The organism is Sulfitobacter sp. 1A13496 (assembly GCF_043557225.1).
GTDB classification, from domain to species: Bacteria; Pseudomonadota; Alphaproteobacteria; order Rhodobacterales; family Rhodobacteraceae; genus Sulfitobacter; species Sulfitobacter faviae.
This window is the reverse complement of sequence record NZ_JBIFFP010000002.1, coordinates 171,120-185,129: the sequence shown is the minus strand read 5'-3', so window position 1 is coordinate 185,129 and position 14,010 is coordinate 171,120. Positions and strand designations below refer to the sequence as shown.

The window sequence follows — 14,010 nt, the reverse complement described above, 5'->3', positions numbered from 1 at the left end:
TCACATATGACACGCACCTATCTTCCCGGCATCCTTGCCATGGCCGCCATCGTCGTGGCCTCGAATATCCTTGTTCAGTTTCTCTTCGGCCAATGGCTGACCTGGGGGGCTTTCACCTATCCGCTCGCCTTCCTCGTCACCGATGTGATGAACCGTCTCTACGGCGCCTCTGCCGCGCGCCGGGTCGTGTTGGTGGGCTTTGTCGTGGGCCTGATATGCTCGCTCATTGGGACGCAGATCATGGGCGAATTCGGCCCGTTGGTGACGATCCGCATCGCCGTGGCTTCGGGCACCGCCTTCCTCGTGGCGCAGCTGTTGGACGTGACGATCTTTAACCGTTTCCGCGATGGCGCGTGGTGGCGCGCGCCTCTGATCAGCACGCTGATCAGCAGCGCGATCGACACGGCGCTATTTTTCTCCATCGCCTTTTCGGCCAGCCTGTCGTTCATCCACCCCGCCACCGATGTCTCTTGGGCCGCCGAGACGCTGCCGCTTTTGGGCACGGGCCCGCTCGCGCCGCTTTGGGTCTCGCTCGCCGTGGCGGACTGGTCGGTCAAACTGGCCATCGCGCTCATCGCGCTGATCCCCTTCCGGCTGCTGACCGCACGGCTGACCGCCCGCGCGTGATACTGGCGCAGGGGGCCACCCCCTGCCGCCGCGCCCCTTTAAAAAAACGCTTTGCGAATTTCAAAACCTGTGCAACGCTCAGGGTGAGTTCAACAAATGTAAAGGAGGTGATCCAGTGTCAAGAAAGGTATTGGAGCGAGGTGTCGGAACAGCCAGCGGGGTTTCCTGCTAGGGCAGCCCCTGGCAATGCAACCACCTGGTGGACGTCGGTCTAACCGATCCCCCTCCTGAAACCATTCGATTGGGCCGCTCCGCAAGGGGCGGCCCATTTCGCATTCCCCCTTCACCCTCACCGCGCGGGCTGGCATGTTGCGGGGGCAAGGAGAGCCCATGCTGCACATCAACGATGACATCGCCATTCAGGATTGGGAGCTGACGGAAAGCTTCATGCGCGCCTCCGGCCCCGGCGGGCAGAATGTGAACAAGGTCTCCTCGGCGGTGGAATTGCGGTTCGAGGCCGCCACCTCGCCCTCCCTTCCGCAGCCGGTCAAGAACCGCCTGCGCCGTCTGGCCGGGCGGCGTTGGACCACCGAAGGCGCGCTGGTGTTGCAATGTGACGAGACCCGCAGTCAGGCGCGCAACCGTGAGTTGGTGCGCGAGCGGCTGGCCGAGTTGATCCGCCGCGCCCTCACCCCGCCGAAACGCCGCATCGCCACCCGCCCGACGCTGGGGTCAAAGAAACGCCGCCTCAAGGCCAAGAAGGTACGCGGTGAGGTCAAGGCGATGCGCGGTAAGGTCGATCCGAATACCTAAGACTTAGCCTCGGCGCAGCAGATAGATATCCATGATCCAGCCATGCGCCGCCCGAGCGGCGGCACGGGTGGCGGTTATGTCTTCGGCGACCTCGGCCAATGGACCATGGCGAATGATCTCTTCGGCCATGCCGACATAGGCGCCCCACCAGATCGTCACCCCCGCAGGCGGCAAGGTCTGAAAGGCGCAATCGCCATCGAGCATGATCACCAGCGTATCGACCCCTTCGGGCCAACCGTGATCGCGCAATTGCCGCCCGGTGGTCACCATGAAGGGCGCGCCGATTTCATTCAGCGGGATCGCATGGGCCGCCGTCAGCCCCTGTAATGAGGTGATGCCGGGGATCACGGTGATGCGCGGCGCAGGTTCCAGCCGCGCGGCGATGCGCAGGGTGCTGTCATAAAGCGACGGATCGCCCCAGACCAGCAGCGCCACGCGCCGGGCGGTCGGATGCTGGGCCATCGCCCCGCGCCACGCCTCGGCAATCGCATCATGCCAGTGGTCGACACGGGCGCGGTAATCCTCGATCGCCGGGTCGCGCACGGGCAGATCGAAGCCGACGATCTGCACCGCCTCATTGGTCAACACCTCGTCGCAGATGCTCCGCCGCAGCCCCGCCAGATCATCCTTGCCCGCCCCCTTTTGCGGGATCAGGATCAGGTCTTGCGCGTTCATCGCCCGGATCGCTTGCAGCGTCAGATGATCAGGGTTGCCGGTGCCGATGCCGATCAAAGTAAGTTCAAGCGCGCTCATCCCGGTATCCTCGCAATCGCTTTCAACCGCAGCCCGCCCAGCACCCGCGCATCGGGGAATTTGCCATCCGGCGACGCGCGGTAGAGCATCACGAAACGGCGCAGGTCATCCATATCCGCCTCGGAGATCTCTCCAAACAGATAGGCCACCTTGCCCGGCGCGCGAAAGGCGATGGTCTGCGCCCGCGTGCAGCCTGACATACAGTCGATGCCTTCGACCTCCACCTCGGACAGGCCCGCGCGGACCACGTCCAGAAATCCGCCATCGGCGGTGCAGGAGGTGCAGACAAACGCTTTCACGTCTCGAACTCGGCCAATGGTCCGTAAAAGATCAGCGCCGGCGTGGTGCTGCTGGTGCTTTCCAGATGGCGTGCCAACGTTTCGATCGTGAAGCGCTGCACCTTCTCCGCCGGGGTCGAGACCGCCTCGGCCAGCAGCGCGGGCGTGCTGCCGGGGAGCCCGTGTTCGACCAATCGTGCAGCAAGGCCCGCGAAGGTGCGTTTGCCCATATAGACCACGGTGGTCGCCATCGGATCGGCCAAGGCGGCCATGTTCACGTCGCGCGGCAATTCGCCGGTCACATCCGCGCCGGTGATGAATTGCACGCGCCGCGCCGTCATGCGGCGGGTCAGCGGGATGCCTGCGGTGGCGGCGGCGGCAGAGGCGGCGGTCACGCCCGGCACGATCTCGAAAGGGATATCCGCCGCGCGCAGGGCGATGATCTCTTCCTCCAGCCGTCCGAACATGCCGCTGTCACCGGATTTCAACCGCACGACCTTTAGCCCGGCTTCCGCATGATCGACCAGAACGCGGCTCACATGGTCTTGCTTGGGCGAGGCGCGCCCGGCCCGTTTGCCAACCCCGATCAGGTCCGCATCGGGCCGCGCGTGCTCTAAAATCGGGCCTGCGCTGAGGTCATCGAAGAGCACCACATCCGCCGCCTGCAACCGCGCCACGGCCTTGACCGTCAGCAGCTCCGGGTCGCCCGGGCCGGAGGAGACAAAGGAAACAAAGCCCCCCATCACAGCGCCGCGATCATGTGAAAGAAGGTGCCCGTGGCACGCCCGCCCCCCGCGAAATCGCGGACCGAGCCGGTCTCGGGCACTTCAAGGTCATTGGCATCGGTGATCCGCGCCAGCGGGGCGTCCGGCTCGGCAAGGATCGTGGCATAGTGGAACTCATGTCCGCGCAATTCGGCCCGTGCCGAATGGCCGGGGATCGGCGCGTTGAGATCGGCCTGACGGTAGCCCAGATGCATCTTGCGTTTGGCGAAAGAGGTCTCCAGCCCCAAAAGCCCCGCCATCTCGTGCCGGGCGCCCTCTTTGTCGATGAGGCCCGCACCCATCGCCATATAGCCCCCGCATTCGCCGTGCACGGGGCGGGTCTCGGCAAAGGCGCGCAGCCCGTCGCGGAATTGCGCGGCGGCGGCGAGCCTGCCGGCGTGAAGTTCCGGGTAGCCGCCCGGCAGCCAGCAGCAATCGGCGCTGTCGTCCGGCGCTTCATTGGCGAGCGGGGAAAAGGGCAGAACCTCTGCCCCCGCCGCGCGCCATCCGGCCAAAAGATGCGGATAGACAAAGGCGAAAGCGTTGTCCTGCGCCAGCGCGATGCGCTGTCCGGGCGGGGTGATCTGCGCCGGAGCGGGCGGGTTCTGCAACGTGCCCCGCGCGGCGGCCCGCAGGGCGGGGACATCGACATGGGCCGCGACGAATGCCGCCGCCTGCCCCAACAGATCGGGCAGGTTTTCCTGCTCTCCGGCCTGCACCAGCCCGAGGTGACGCTCGGGCATTTCGATCTCGACCCGGCGTGGGAGCGCGCCGAAAACCTCGATGCCCACAGCCTCCATGCCGGCGCGGACCAGCGTCTCATGCCGGGGGGAGGCGACGCGGTTCAGCACCACGCCTGCCAGCGTCACATCGGGCCGCATCTCACGAAAGCCAAGCGCCGTGGCCGCCACCGACTGCGCCGCCCCCGATACGTCGAGCACCAGCACCACCGGCCAGCCCATCAGCGCCGCGACATCGGCGCTGGCGCCATTGCCGCAGGCCCCCGGTTTGGCCACCCCGTCAAACAGCCCCATCGACCCTTCGCCGAGGATCAACTCGGCCCCATCGGCATTGCCGACCAGCCCTTCGATCCGCGCGCGGTCCATCGACCAACTGTCGAGGTTGAAAGACGCCCGGCCCGAGGCCGCCGTGTGAAAGGCCGGATCGATGTAATCGGGGCCGCTTTTGAACGGCTGCACCGCGACACCTTCGGCGCGCAGCGCGGCCAGCAGCCCCAGCATCAAGGTCGTCTTGCCCGTGCCGGAAGCGGGGGCGGAAATAAGCAGGCCGGACGGGATCATGAGGAGGTCTCCGGAAAGCGCGGCTCGGCCCCGACGGGGCGGAAGCGGCGGTCATAATCGGCGGCGTAAAGGCGGCTCTCGCCGAAATCCTCGGCCCCGATGGCATGGCCCACGAGGATCAGCGCGGTGCGGGCCATTTCCTCGCCCACTTCGGTGCGCAGGGTCGCAAGCGTCGCTTTGACGATGCGCTGATCGGGCCAGCTTGCACGCCAGACCACGGCGACGGGGCAATCGGCACCGTAATGCGGGGTCAGTTCTTCGACGACTTTATCAAGCACATGCACCGACAGGTGGATGGCCAGCGTCGCCCCGGTGCGGGCAAAATTGGCCAGCGTCTCGCCTTCGGGCATCGCCGTGGCGCGGCCCGAGGTGCGGGTCAGGATCACCGATTGCGCCACGCCCGGCAGGGTCAACTCGGCCCCCAGTTCCGCGGCGGCGGCGGCAAAGGATGGCACCCCGGGCGTCACGTCATAGGCGATGCCCATCTCGCGCAGGCGGCGCAGCTGTTCGCCCATCGCCGACCAGACCGACAGGTCGCCCGAATGCAGGCGCGCCACGTCATGACCTGCGGCATCGGCGGCGGCGATCTCTTCCATGATATCGTCCAGCGACAGCCTTGCGGTGTTAACGATCCGCGCCCCCTCAGGGCAGTGGCTCAGCAACGCCTCGGGCACCAGCGACCCGGCATAGAGGCAGACCGGGCAGGCCGCGATCAGGTCGCGCCCGCGCAGGGTGATGAGATCCGCCGCCCCCGGCCCGGCCCCGATGAAATGTACAGTCACGGTATCTATCCTTTCCTCTCGGCAATCGCCGCAGTGGCCATGGCATCGCCCGAAACGACGCGTTCGGCAACCAATACCGCCCCCGGCCCGGCGGCGGCCAATGCGGCGGCCTCGGACAGGGAGCCGGTGCCGAAACGGTCTTCGATCCGAGCCGATTGCGTGGGGGTTATCATGCGGGCCAAGTCTTCGGTGGTGATGCCCAGCCCCGGCACGCCCAACTCTTGCGCGAATTCGCGGAAGACGGTGGCGCGGGCCTTGGCGGCTTCGGTCACCAGCGCGTCGATCTTGGTGCCATCGGGGTTGGCCCGCTCCAGCGCGTCGCGCAGTGAGGCGACGCTTGCCGCGCCCCGAAATCCGATCCCGGCCATCCTCATAAAGTCACGCTCCATTGTACCACGGGCCGTAGCGGCTGCCAGCCGCGCATCCGGCCCAAAGGCGCCGCCTGCGCCAGTTCGATCCGCAACAGGGTGCCGCCATGCTCCGCTTGCAACTGCGCCAAAAGCGCCTCGGTTTCCAGCGTCACACCGTTGGCGACCAGCCGCGTGCCCGCTGGTAGCGCAGGCAGGAGGGCATCGTAAAGCACCGCGTTCCCGCCGCCGCCGACAAAGACCACATCCGGCAAAGGCTGCCCCGCCCAGACATTTGGTGCGCGGCCATGAAACGCTTGCATACGCGCGTTCAGGCCAAAATCTTCGATGTTGCGGGTGATATTCTCGACCCGCGCGGCGTGCTGCTCAAAGGCGATGGCGCGCCCACCGGCAAGGCAGAACTCGACCGAGACCGAGCCGCTGCCCGCGCCGATGTCCCACAGCAACTCGCCGGGCCGGGGGGCGAGGGCCGATAGCGTCAGCGCCCGCACCGGCGCCTTGGTGATTTGGCCATCGCTGGCAAAATGGTCATCCGGCAGGCCGGGGGTGCGCGGCAGGCCGATGCCCTTGGGCAGCGCGACCCCGACCGCCACCGGCGCTTGCACATCCGTCAGATCGAAGCCATCCGCCTGCACCGCCCGCACCCGCGCATCGGGGCCGCCCAGCCGTTCGGCCACATGCAGCCTGGCCGTGCCCGCGCCTTGTGTGCAGAGGAACTCTGCCAGTGCCGCAGGGGCCTCCCCATCGCGCAGCAGACAGATCATCTGCCCCTTGGGACGCAGGGCACCGCGCAACTGCGCCAGCGGTGCGGCATGCAGCCCGTGGCAGGTAACCTCCTCCAACCGCCAGCCGAGCGCATTGGCCACCAGCGAGAAGGTCGAGGGCGCGGGCAGGCTGTGCCATTCGTTGGGCTGCAACGCGCCGACAATGCTGCCCCCCGCGCCGAACCAGAAGGGATCGCCCGACACCAGCATCGCCACGCGTTTGCCGCGCTCGGCCAACACCGGCTCGACCGAGAAGGGCACCGGCCAAGCCCGCCCGCGCGCGCCTGCGCCTGCCCGCTCCAGATGGCGCGGCCCGCCAAAGATCACCTCGGCCTTTGCCAGCGCTGCGCGGCTTGCCGCGGGCAAGGCATCCGCGTTATCGTCGGGCATTCCGATGATGCTGAGCCAAGGATCACCCATCATGCGCGTCCTTCTTTTGGGTGGCACCACCGAAGCCAGCGCCTTGGCCCGCGCCTTGGCCAAAGCCGGGATCGACGCGGTGTTTTCCTATGCCGGGCGCACCGACAGCCCTGTGGCCCAGCCCCTGCCCACCCGCATCGGCGGCTTTGGCGGCGTGGCGGGGCTGGTGACCTACCTCAAGACCGAGGCGATCACCCATGTCGTCGACGCAACCCACCCCTTCGCCGCGGGGATGAGCAACAATGCCTTCGTCGCCTGCGCCCGGCAAGACCTGCCGCTCGTGCGGTTCGAGCGCCCCGCGTGGGAGCCGCAGGAGGGTGACGACTGGACCTTCGTGCCCGACCTCACCGCGCTGCCCGCGGCCCTGCCCGACAGCCCGGCGCGGGTGTTTCTGGCCATCGGCAAGCAGCAACTGGCGCTTTTCGCTGCGAAACCGCAGCACCGCTACCTCCTGCGCCTCGTCGATCCGCCACGCGACCCACTGCCGCTGCCACGGGCGACGGTCGTGTTGGCGCGCGGGCCCTTCGACGTGGCGGGCGATACCGCGCTGATGCAGACCCATGCGATCACCCATGTGGTCGCCAAGAACGCCGGAGGCTCCGGCGCGCGGGCCAAGCTGGATGCCGCCCGCAGCCTTGGCCTGCCGGTGATCTTGGCCGAGCGGCCGAAACTGCCGGGCGAGGTGGCCGCCAATGATGTGACCGAAGTGATGCATTGGCTACATCATACCGCGCTGCGCGGCGTATAGACATAGCGCCCGACCCGCCGCGTCGCGGAATTGCCGACGATCACCACGGTGCGCATATCCGCCATCTCGGGCGTCGCCTCGCCCAATGTGACGGTGTTGAACGCCTCTTCGGATGTGGTCACGGCGCGGGCGAAGGTGATCAACCGGTCCGGCCCGCATTCGGCGCGCAGAATGTCCAACGCCTCGGCGAATTGGTGCGGGCGGGATTTGCTGCGGGGGTTGTAGAAGGCCATGGCGAAATCCGCCCGCGCGGCCATCCGCAAACGGTGCTCCACCATCGCCCAGGGCTTAAGGTTGTCGCTGAGGTTGATCGCGCAGAAATCATGGCCCAAGGGCGCCCCAAGCCGCGCCGCCGCCGCCAGCATCGCCGTGATGCCGGGCAGCACGCGGATGTCGACGCTTTCAAACGCCGGATCCCGCTCCACCGCCTCGAACACGGCTGAGGCCATGGCAAAGACACCCGGATCGCCCGAAGAGACCACCACCACCCGCGCGCCCGCCTGCGCCAGTTGCAGCGCATGGGTCGCGCGGTCCAACTCCACCCGGTTGTCGCTGGGGTGCAGGGTCAGCCCGTCGCGCGGGGCAACGCGGGCGACGTAAGGGATATAGCCGATAACGTCAGTGGCCTGCGCCAAGGCCTCGGTCACCTCGGGCGTGACAAGCGCGTCGTCGCCGGGGCCGAGGCCCGCGATATGAAGGATGCCGCTCATGTCTCCGCCTCCGGTCTGCGGCCTTGACCATGGACCAAGACGATCGCGAAATAGGGGCAGTCGTCATCCGCCACGTCAGAAAGCCTTGCCACCCGCTGGTCGGGCATGGTGCCGCGTTCGACCAGCCAAGCGTCCTCCAACTTGCCCGCCGCCGCCAGCGCGCGGCGCACGCTGGGCAGGTTGCGGCCCGTCTTCATCACCACCAGCGCATCGGCGCGCTTCATGTGATCGGTCAACTCGGCCTCGGGCAGCGTGCCCATCAGCACGGTCACCACGTCATCGCCCCAAGTGAAGGGGGTATCCAGCGCGTTCCAGCAGCCCACCATGCCGGGGATCGCGGGCAGCACCTCAACCTCGGCGCGGCCCTGAAGCCGCGTGTGCAGATGCATGAAAGAGCCGTAGAAGAAGGGATCACCCTCGCAGAGGACGACGACCTCGTGATCCTGCGCCAAGGCTTCTAGCCGGTCGGCCCATTCCTCGTAAAATGCGACCATCTGGGCGCGATACTCGGGCGAATCAAAGCGCAACTCGGTGGTGACGGGATATTCCATCGCATATTCCACCACATCGTCGCGCAGCATCCCCTCAACGATCCGGCGCGCTTGGCCCGCGCGGCCTTTCTTGCGGAAATAGGCCAGATGTCGCGCGCCGCGAATGGCACGGTCGGATTTCACGCTCATCAATTCCGGATCGCCGGGGCCAAGGCCCGCGCAGATAACCTTGCCCATCTTCATTCCACCCTGCTGGCCAAAGCGTTCACCGCCGCCACGGTGATCGCCGAGCCGCCCAAACGCCCCTGCACGATCATCGAGGGCACCGGCAGATCCTGCATCAAAGCCTCTTTCGATTCCGCCGCGCCGATGAAGCCCACCGGGCAGCCGATGATTGCCGCCGGGCGCGGGCAATCGGGGTCTTCGAGCATGTTGAGCAGGTGAAACAGCGCCGTGGGCGCATTGCCGATGGCCACCACGGCACCTTGCAGATGGGGCCGCCACAGTTCCAGCGCGGCGGCAGAGCGGGTGTTGCTCATCTTCGCGGCCAGATCCGGCACCGAAGGGTCGCGCAGGGTGCAGATCACCTCATTCTCGCGCGGCAGGCGTTTGCGGGTGATGCCTTCGCTGACCATATAGGCATCGCAGAGAATCGGCGCACCGTCCTCCAACGCCGCCCGCGCGGCCACGGCCATGCCTTCGGAAAAGCGGATGTGCTCCTCCAGCCCGACCATACCCGCGGCGTGGATCATGCGCACGGCGACGATCTCTTCCTCCGGGGTGAAACGCGCTAGCGCCGCTTCGGCGCGGATGGTGGCAAAGGACTGGCGGTAAATCTCGGCACCGTCGGTGATATAGCTATGGGGCATCGGCGGACTTTCTAAGGTGAGAGGCGATGTCGGCGGGGGTCAGCCCGCGCAGATCAGGGATGGCATCGGCGCGGCCATCGTGGATGAGGTCATAGCGCTCTGGCGCGGTGGCGGTCAGGGTGAGGTCGGTAGCGCGCGGCGCGGCGCAGCCCTTGGCGCAGCCGGAGACATGCAGGCGTTGCCCCTTCGGCACCACGGCGGCAAGGTGCCGGGCCAGCCCCCGCGTCTCACCCCGGCCCTGTGCGCAGCCCGGCGCACCGATACACGCAACCACGCGCAACAGCGGGTCATCGGCGGCGGTGATGAGACCGGCCAGATCAGGCAGGCGCGGGGCACCTTCGATCAGCAGCCGCCGCCACGGGGTCAGGCGCAGCGGACCAAGCTCGGCGAGCGCGGCAAGCGTCTCGGCCTCCATCTGCCCGAAAGCACAGGCGACAAGCGCCCCGGCTGGGTAGAGGCCGGGGGCGGGTGTGCCCTGCCCCGCCTGACGCGGGCAGTCAAAACCCGCGGGAAGCGGTGCCCCCGTGGCGGTGGCGCGCGCGGCGCGGGTCACCCCCTGCGCGCGCACCCATTCGGCCAGTGCGATGGCTTCGGTCACCGCAGTCGCACGGGTCACGGGCTTGGCCCGCATAGCCCCTTCAATGCAGAGCAGCAGTTGACCCTCCGCCGACCGCTCGAACCGGATGTCGGCGGGATCGGCCTGCAACACCGGCTGCGGCCCTGCGTCGACCGCATAACCGAATTTGGCAGAGACATCCGGCAGCGCATGGGCCTGCGCGGTGGCAGAGAGGGCTTGGCAAAGGAAATCCGTATCATCGCCCGCCTGCCAAAAGGGGCTGACCATGATGTTGCGCCGTCGCTCCATCCGCTCATCCACGTCGATCAGCGCCAGCGCGCGCAGCGCCTCGATCAGCCCTTCATGCCGCGCGGGATCGACGCCGCGCAGTTGCAGATTGCCCCGGTTCGACAGGTCAAGCATGCCGTTGCCATAGCGCGTGGCCAGCCCCGCCACGCCGCGGGCTTGGGCCGGGGTCAAGCGTCCCTGCGGCACCCGCAGACGCACCACCAGCCCATCGCCCGAGAGCATCGGACGCAGCGCACCGGGGCACCAGCCCTTGATCGCCGGGGCCGCGCTCACGTCACCCCGTCCAATGTGGCCGAGATCGAGTTGCGGCGGGTCAGCCATAGGCCGGACTCGCGCAGCGCCGCGAAACGGTCGCGCATGGCTTGCAAGGCGGCGGGGTTCTCGGCCTCCATGAAGGCCACGAGATCTTCGCGCCCCAGTGTGGCGTCGAAATAGAGGTCGAAGAGATGCGCAGGCACCTCGCGCGTCAGATGCGCAAAGGCCGCGAGGTTGTCGAGCGTTGCCGCCACCTCTGCCGCGCCGCGAAAACCGTGGCGCATCATGCCGCTGGCCCAGCCGGGATTGGCGGCGCGGGCGCGTACGACGCGGGCGATTTCCTCGGGCATGGACCGCGCGCGGGGGCTGCCTGCGCGGGTGTGATCGAGGTGGTACATCGCCGGTTTCTGCGCGCCGAGATGCGCCATCGCGGCGGCAAAGCCGCCTTCGTGGCTGGCATAGTCCGAGGCGAGCAGGATATCGCTTTCGGCCAAGTCCTGCACATGAGCAAAGCCATCGGCGCGCTGCAACTGCGCCTCCAGCGCGGCGCGGTCCTGATGCGCCTCGCCTTGGGCATTGATCGCCCATTCCGACCCGCTGAGCCACGCCTCTCCCGCCGCGGCGCGACCGGCATCGGAATAGTCTTGCAAGGCCGCTTCCATGTTCACGCCGTAAAGGCCGGGCTTGGGGCCAAAAACGCGCGGCGTGCGGGTGAGGTACGGGTTCATATCGGGGGCTTCTTCGCGATCGGCCAATGCAGCCGCACCCGCTTCGAAAAGCTGTGCAAGACCGGGAAAGACATCACGGAACAGGCCCGAGATGCGAAGGGTCACGTCGATGCGCGGACGGTCCAGCAGGGTCAGCGGGATCACCTCGAAACCCGACACCCGCTCACTGCCCTCATCCCATTTCGGCGCGATCCCGGCGAGATGCATCGCCATGGCGACCTCTTCGCCCGCCGTGCGCATGGTGGCGGAGCCCCAAAGGTCGATCACCAGCCCGCGCGGCCAGTCGCCATTGTCTTGCAGATGCCGCCTGAGCAATTCCTCGGCCAGTTTCACGCCCTGCGCATGGGCGGCCCGGCTGGGCACGCCGCGCGGATCGACCGCATAGAGGTTGCGCCCGGTGGGCAGCACATCCGACCGCCCACGATAGGGGGAACCGGAGGGGCCTGAGGAGACACGCCGCCCTGCGAGTGCGGTCAGCAGACCGTCCCATTCGCCCTCCCCCGCGCCGAAGATGTGCAGGCCATCGCCGTATTGGCTTTCCTTGATATCGCAAACGAAAGCATCAATCCGGGTCAGCGCCTCGGCCGAGGAACTGGCGGCGTCGAGGCCGAGGTCATCTTCCACCCCCGCCGCCTGCGCCTCGGCCCGGATCGTGTCGACCAGCCGGTCGCGGCGCGCGGGGTCCAGCCCGTCGGCGGTGGAATATTCATCCAGCAGCCGTTCCAACCGCAATAGCCCCTCGGGCGTTTCGCTGTCTTTCAACGGGGGCGGCAGATGGCCTAGCGTCACCGCCCCGATACGCCGCTTGGCCTGCGCCGCTTCGCCGGGATCGTTGACGATAAACGGATAGATCACCGGCAGATCGCCGATCAGCGCTTCGGGCCAGCAGTCGTCCGACAGAGCCACGGCCTTGCCCGGCAGCCACTCCAGCGTGCCATGCGCGCCGATATGCACCAGGGCGTGATGCCCCTGCCCCCGCAGCCAGAGGTAGAAGGCCACATAGGAATGCCGCGGCGTGCGGGCGAGGTCGTGATAGCTGTCTTCGCGGTCTTGCAGATCGCCCCGCTCGGGTTGCAGCGCGACCAGCGCGTTGCCGCAGGTTTGCGCCGCGAAGTGAAAGGCGCCGTCCTGCACCAGTGGATCATCCGCCGCTGCGCCCCACGCGTCGCGAAGGTCATCGCGCAGCGCCTGCGGCAGAGCGGCCAGCGCCGCCTCATAGTCGGCAAGGGGCCAAGTGATGCGCTGCTCGGTCAGGCTCCGGCCAAAACCGATCTGCGGGGTCACGCCATAGCCCTCACCCACGAGCCGCATCAACATGTCTTCGACGCTGGCCAGCGCATCAAGACCGACCGCATGGGCCAGCTGATCGTCCCGCCCCGGATAGGTCGAGAGCACCAGTGCCAGCTTGCGTGTGGCCGCCGGGGTCTGCGCCAGCCGATGCCAGCCCAGTACACGGGCGACGACAGCCTCGATCCGCGCCTCTTCGGCGCGGTGGGCAAAGCGGGAATATTGCAGGTCGGGGTCGCGCTTTCCGGGGCTCTTGAAGCTGACGACGCCACCGAAGATGCGGCCATCGACCTCGGGCAGGACCACATGCATCGCCAGATCGGCGGGTGAAAGGCCGCGCTCGCTCTGGTCCCAATCGCGCCGCCGGGCGGTGGAGAGGGCCACTTGGAACACCGGGCAGCCCGGCGCGTCAAGTGGGGAGGTGCCGTCATCCCCGCGCCCCGAAAAGGCGGTGGCGTTGACGATGGCCACGGGCTTCATCGCCGCCAAGGCATCGTCCAGAAAGCCCCGCGCGGGATCGGATTTGAGCGAGGGTACGAAAAGCCCGATGGCGTTCAGCCCCGCCGTCCGCAACGCCCGGATCAGCGCATCGACGGGCGCGGTATCGGCGGCCAGAAGATAGCTGCGGTAAAAGGTAACCGCGACAGTCTCCCCCGCCGCGTCGGCGAGGGGGAGCACCCCTTGATCGGGGTCGTAATAGCCGCAATCCGGCACCGTTTTCGTGCCCATGACCGGCCCGGCGTAAAAGCCCGCCGCCAGCGCCATCTGCGCCAGCGCGGCCTGCGCCGCCACCGGCCCGCCCGCATCACAAAGATGCGCAAGACGGCGCAGCGTGGAAACCGGCAAAGTCGAATGCGCGTCTAGCCCCGGATCCTCGCGCCCATCGGCGGGCAAGACGGCCAGCGCGATATCATGGCGGCGGGCGAAGTCTTGGACCTGCATGATGCCGTAGGACCAGTAATTCTCCCCCCCGATGAGGCGGATCAGAATGCCCTTGGCCCCGGTCAGCGTCTGTTCGATGTAGTTGTCGACCGAGGCCGGGTGCCGCAGCGCCACGAGGTTGCACAGCCGCAGCGAGGGCAGCTTGCCCTCCTTGCCGCCGCCGCGATGCCAGCCTGCCGCGAAAGCGCCGAGGTCACTGTCCGAAAACGACAGCACCACCAGATCGGCGGGGGTTTGCCCCGGATCATAGGGGGTGTCGGTATCCTCCAACCCGTGGCTTTCGCGAAAGACGACATGCATGGGGG

The 14,010-nt window shown here is 67.5% G+C and carries 15 protein-coding genes; 3 read left to right on the top strand and 12 right to left on the bottom strand.

From position 1 onward, the window contains the following. Window positions 1-6: 6 nt before the first annotated feature. Both ACGYLX_RS07615 and arfB read left to right on the top strand, forming a co-directional pair. The gene (locus ACGYLX_RS07615; RefSeq protein ID WP_394448347.1) at window positions 7-627 is read left to right on the top strand and encodes a queuosine precursor transporter; all 621 of its coding nucleotides are present in this window, start codon (window positions 7-9) and stop codon (window positions 625-627) included. Between the two features lie 330 nt (window positions 628-957). Continuing rightward, window positions 958-1,380 carry an alternative ribosome rescue aminoacyl-tRNA hydrolase ArfB gene (gene arfB / locus ACGYLX_RS07610; RefSeq protein WP_394448345.1) on the top strand — a complete coding sequence of 141 codons (423 nt, stop codon included), beginning with the start codon at window positions 958-960 and terminating at the stop codon, window positions 1,378-1,380. 3 nt (window positions 1,381-1,383) lie between these two features. On the opposite strand, the gene cobF is transcribed toward arfB, so the two are convergent. Genes cobF through cbiT form a run of 7 tightly spaced genes read right to left on the bottom strand, consistent with a single transcriptional unit; the run spans window position 1,384 to window position 6,810 of the window. After that, the gene (gene cobF, locus ACGYLX_RS07605; protein WP_394448342.1) at window positions 1,384-2,133 is read right to left on the bottom strand and encodes a precorrin-6A synthase (deacetylating); all 750 of its coding nucleotides are present in this window, start codon (window positions 2,131-2,133) and stop codon (window positions 1,384-1,386) included. Further along, the gene (locus ACGYLX_RS07600; protein WP_394448339.1) at window positions 2,130-2,432 is read right to left on the bottom strand and encodes a DUF1636 family protein; all 303 of its coding nucleotides are present in this window, start codon (window positions 2,430-2,432) and stop codon (window positions 2,130-2,132) included. The genes cobF and ACGYLX_RS07600 overlap by 4 nt, the downstream gene beginning before the upstream one ends. Continuing rightward, window positions 2,429-3,154, bottom strand: coding sequence for a uroporphyrinogen-III C-methyltransferase (cobA, locus tag ACGYLX_RS07595; protein WP_394418584.1), 726 nt, complete (start codon window positions 3,152-3,154; stop codon window positions 2,429-2,431). Before cobA ends, ACGYLX_RS07600 begins: the two co-directional genes overlap by 4 nt. After that, window positions 3,154-4,476: a cobyrinate a,c-diamide synthase gene (locus ACGYLX_RS07590; protein WP_394448337.1), complete on the bottom strand. Its 1,323-nt coding sequence runs from the start codon at window positions 4,474-4,476 to the stop codon at window positions 3,154-3,156. The genes cobA and ACGYLX_RS07590 overlap by 1 nt, the downstream gene beginning before the upstream one ends. Continuing rightward, on the bottom strand, window positions 4,473-5,258 hold the full coding sequence (gene cobM, locus ACGYLX_RS07585) for a precorrin-4 C(11)-methyltransferase (protein ID WP_322328778.1): 786 nt from the start codon (window positions 5,256-5,258) through the stop codon (window positions 4,473-4,475). Before cobM ends, ACGYLX_RS07590 begins: the two co-directional genes overlap by 4 nt. A gap of 5 nt (window positions 5,259-5,263) precedes the next feature. Then, window positions 5,264-5,632: a cobalamin biosynthesis protein gene (locus tag ACGYLX_RS07580; RefSeq protein ID WP_271688487.1), complete on the bottom strand. Its 369-nt coding sequence runs from the start codon at window positions 5,630-5,632 to the stop codon at window positions 5,264-5,266. Then, a complete protein-coding gene (gene cbiT, locus ACGYLX_RS07575) occupies window positions 5,629-6,810 on the bottom strand; it encodes a precorrin-6Y C5,15-methyltransferase (decarboxylating) subunit CbiT (protein WP_394448658.1) in 1,182 nt (393 codons plus the stop codon). The genes ACGYLX_RS07580 and cbiT overlap by 4 nt, the downstream gene beginning before the upstream one ends. Between cbiT and ACGYLX_RS07570 the strand changes: the two genes are divergently transcribed. Continuing rightward, window positions 6,809-7,558, top strand: a complete 750-nt coding sequence (locus ACGYLX_RS07570; protein ID WP_394448655.1) for a cobalt-precorrin-6A reductase — start codon at window positions 6,809-6,811, stop codon at window positions 7,556-7,558. The genes cbiT and ACGYLX_RS07570 overlap by 2 nt on opposite strands. On the opposite strand, the gene cobJ is transcribed toward ACGYLX_RS07570, so the two are convergent. The 5 genes from cobJ to cobN are packed head-to-tail and all read right to left on the bottom strand — an operon-like array spanning window position 7,534 to window position 14,005. Then, entirely contained in the window at window positions 7,534-8,268 is a 735-nt protein-coding gene (gene cobJ, locus ACGYLX_RS07565; protein WP_394448334.1) for a precorrin-3B C(17)-methyltransferase, read from the bottom strand. The genes ACGYLX_RS07570 and cobJ overlap by 25 nt on opposite strands. After that, window positions 8,265-8,996, bottom strand: coding sequence for a precorrin-2 C(20)-methyltransferase (gene cobI, locus ACGYLX_RS07560; RefSeq protein WP_394411953.1), 732 nt, complete (start codon window positions 8,994-8,996; stop codon window positions 8,265-8,267). Before cobI ends, cobJ begins: the two co-directional genes overlap by 4 nt. A 2-nt stretch (window positions 8,997-8,998) precedes the next feature. Beyond that, the gene (locus ACGYLX_RS07555; RefSeq protein ID WP_271688492.1) at window positions 8,999-9,628 is read right to left on the bottom strand and encodes a precorrin-8X methylmutase; all 630 of its coding nucleotides are present in this window, start codon (window positions 9,626-9,628) and stop codon (window positions 8,999-9,001) included. Beyond that, window positions 9,618-10,814 carry a precorrin-3B synthase gene (gene cobG, locus ACGYLX_RS07550; protein WP_394448332.1) on the bottom strand — a complete coding sequence of 399 codons (1,197 nt, stop codon included), beginning with the start codon at window positions 10,812-10,814 and terminating at the stop codon, window positions 9,618-9,620. Before cobG ends, ACGYLX_RS07555 begins: the two co-directional genes overlap by 11 nt. Then, window positions 10,763-14,005, bottom strand: coding sequence for a cobaltochelatase subunit CobN (gene cobN / locus ACGYLX_RS07545; protein ID WP_394448330.1), 3,243 nt, complete (start codon window positions 14,003-14,005; stop codon window positions 10,763-10,765). Before cobN ends, cobG begins: the two co-directional genes overlap by 52 nt. Window positions 14,006-14,010: the final 5 nt, after the last annotated feature.

Coding starts and splice junctions, on each gene's coding strand:
- cobN (WP_394448330.1), bottom strand. CDS start 14,005: ATGCATGTCGTCTTTCGCGAAAGCCACGGGTTGGAGGATACCGACACC.
- ACGYLX_RS07555 (WP_271688492.1), bottom strand. CDS start 9,628: ATGCCCCATAGCTATATCACCGACGGTGCCGAGATTTACCGCCAGTCC.
- cobI (WP_394411953.1), bottom strand. CDS start 8,996: ATGGGCAAGGTTATCTGCGCGGGCCTTGGCCCCGGCGATCCGGAATTG.
- ACGYLX_RS07590 (WP_394448337.1), bottom strand. CDS start 4,476: ATGATCCCGTCCGGCCTGCTTATTTCCGCCCCCGCTTCCGGCACGGGC.
- cbiT (WP_394448658.1), bottom strand. CDS start 6,810: ATGGGTGATCCTTGGCTCAGCATCATCGGAATGCCCGACGATAACGCG.
- cobF (WP_394448342.1), bottom strand. CDS start 2,133: ATGAGCGCGCTTGAACTTACTTTGATCGGCATCGGCACCGGCAACCCT.
- cobG (WP_394448332.1), bottom strand. CDS start 10,814: ATGGCTGACCCGCCGCAACTCGATCTCGGCCACATTGGACGGGGTGAC.
- cobA (WP_394418584.1), bottom strand. CDS start 3,154: ATGGGGGGCTTTGTTTCCTTTGTCTCCTCCGGCCCGGGCGACCCGGAG.
- ACGYLX_RS07615 (WP_394448347.1), top strand. CDS start 7: ATGACACGCACCTATCTTCCCGGCATCCTTGCCATGGCCGCCATCGTC.
- arfB (WP_394448345.1), top strand. CDS start 958: ATGCTGCACATCAACGATGACATCGCCATTCAGGATTGGGAGCTGACG.
- ACGYLX_RS07580 (WP_271688487.1), bottom strand. CDS start 5,632: ATGAGGATGGCCGGGATCGGATTTCGGGGCGCGGCAAGCGTCGCCTCA.
- cobJ (WP_394448334.1), bottom strand. CDS start 8,268: ATGAGCGGCATCCTTCATATCGCGGGCCTCGGCCCCGGCGACGACGCG.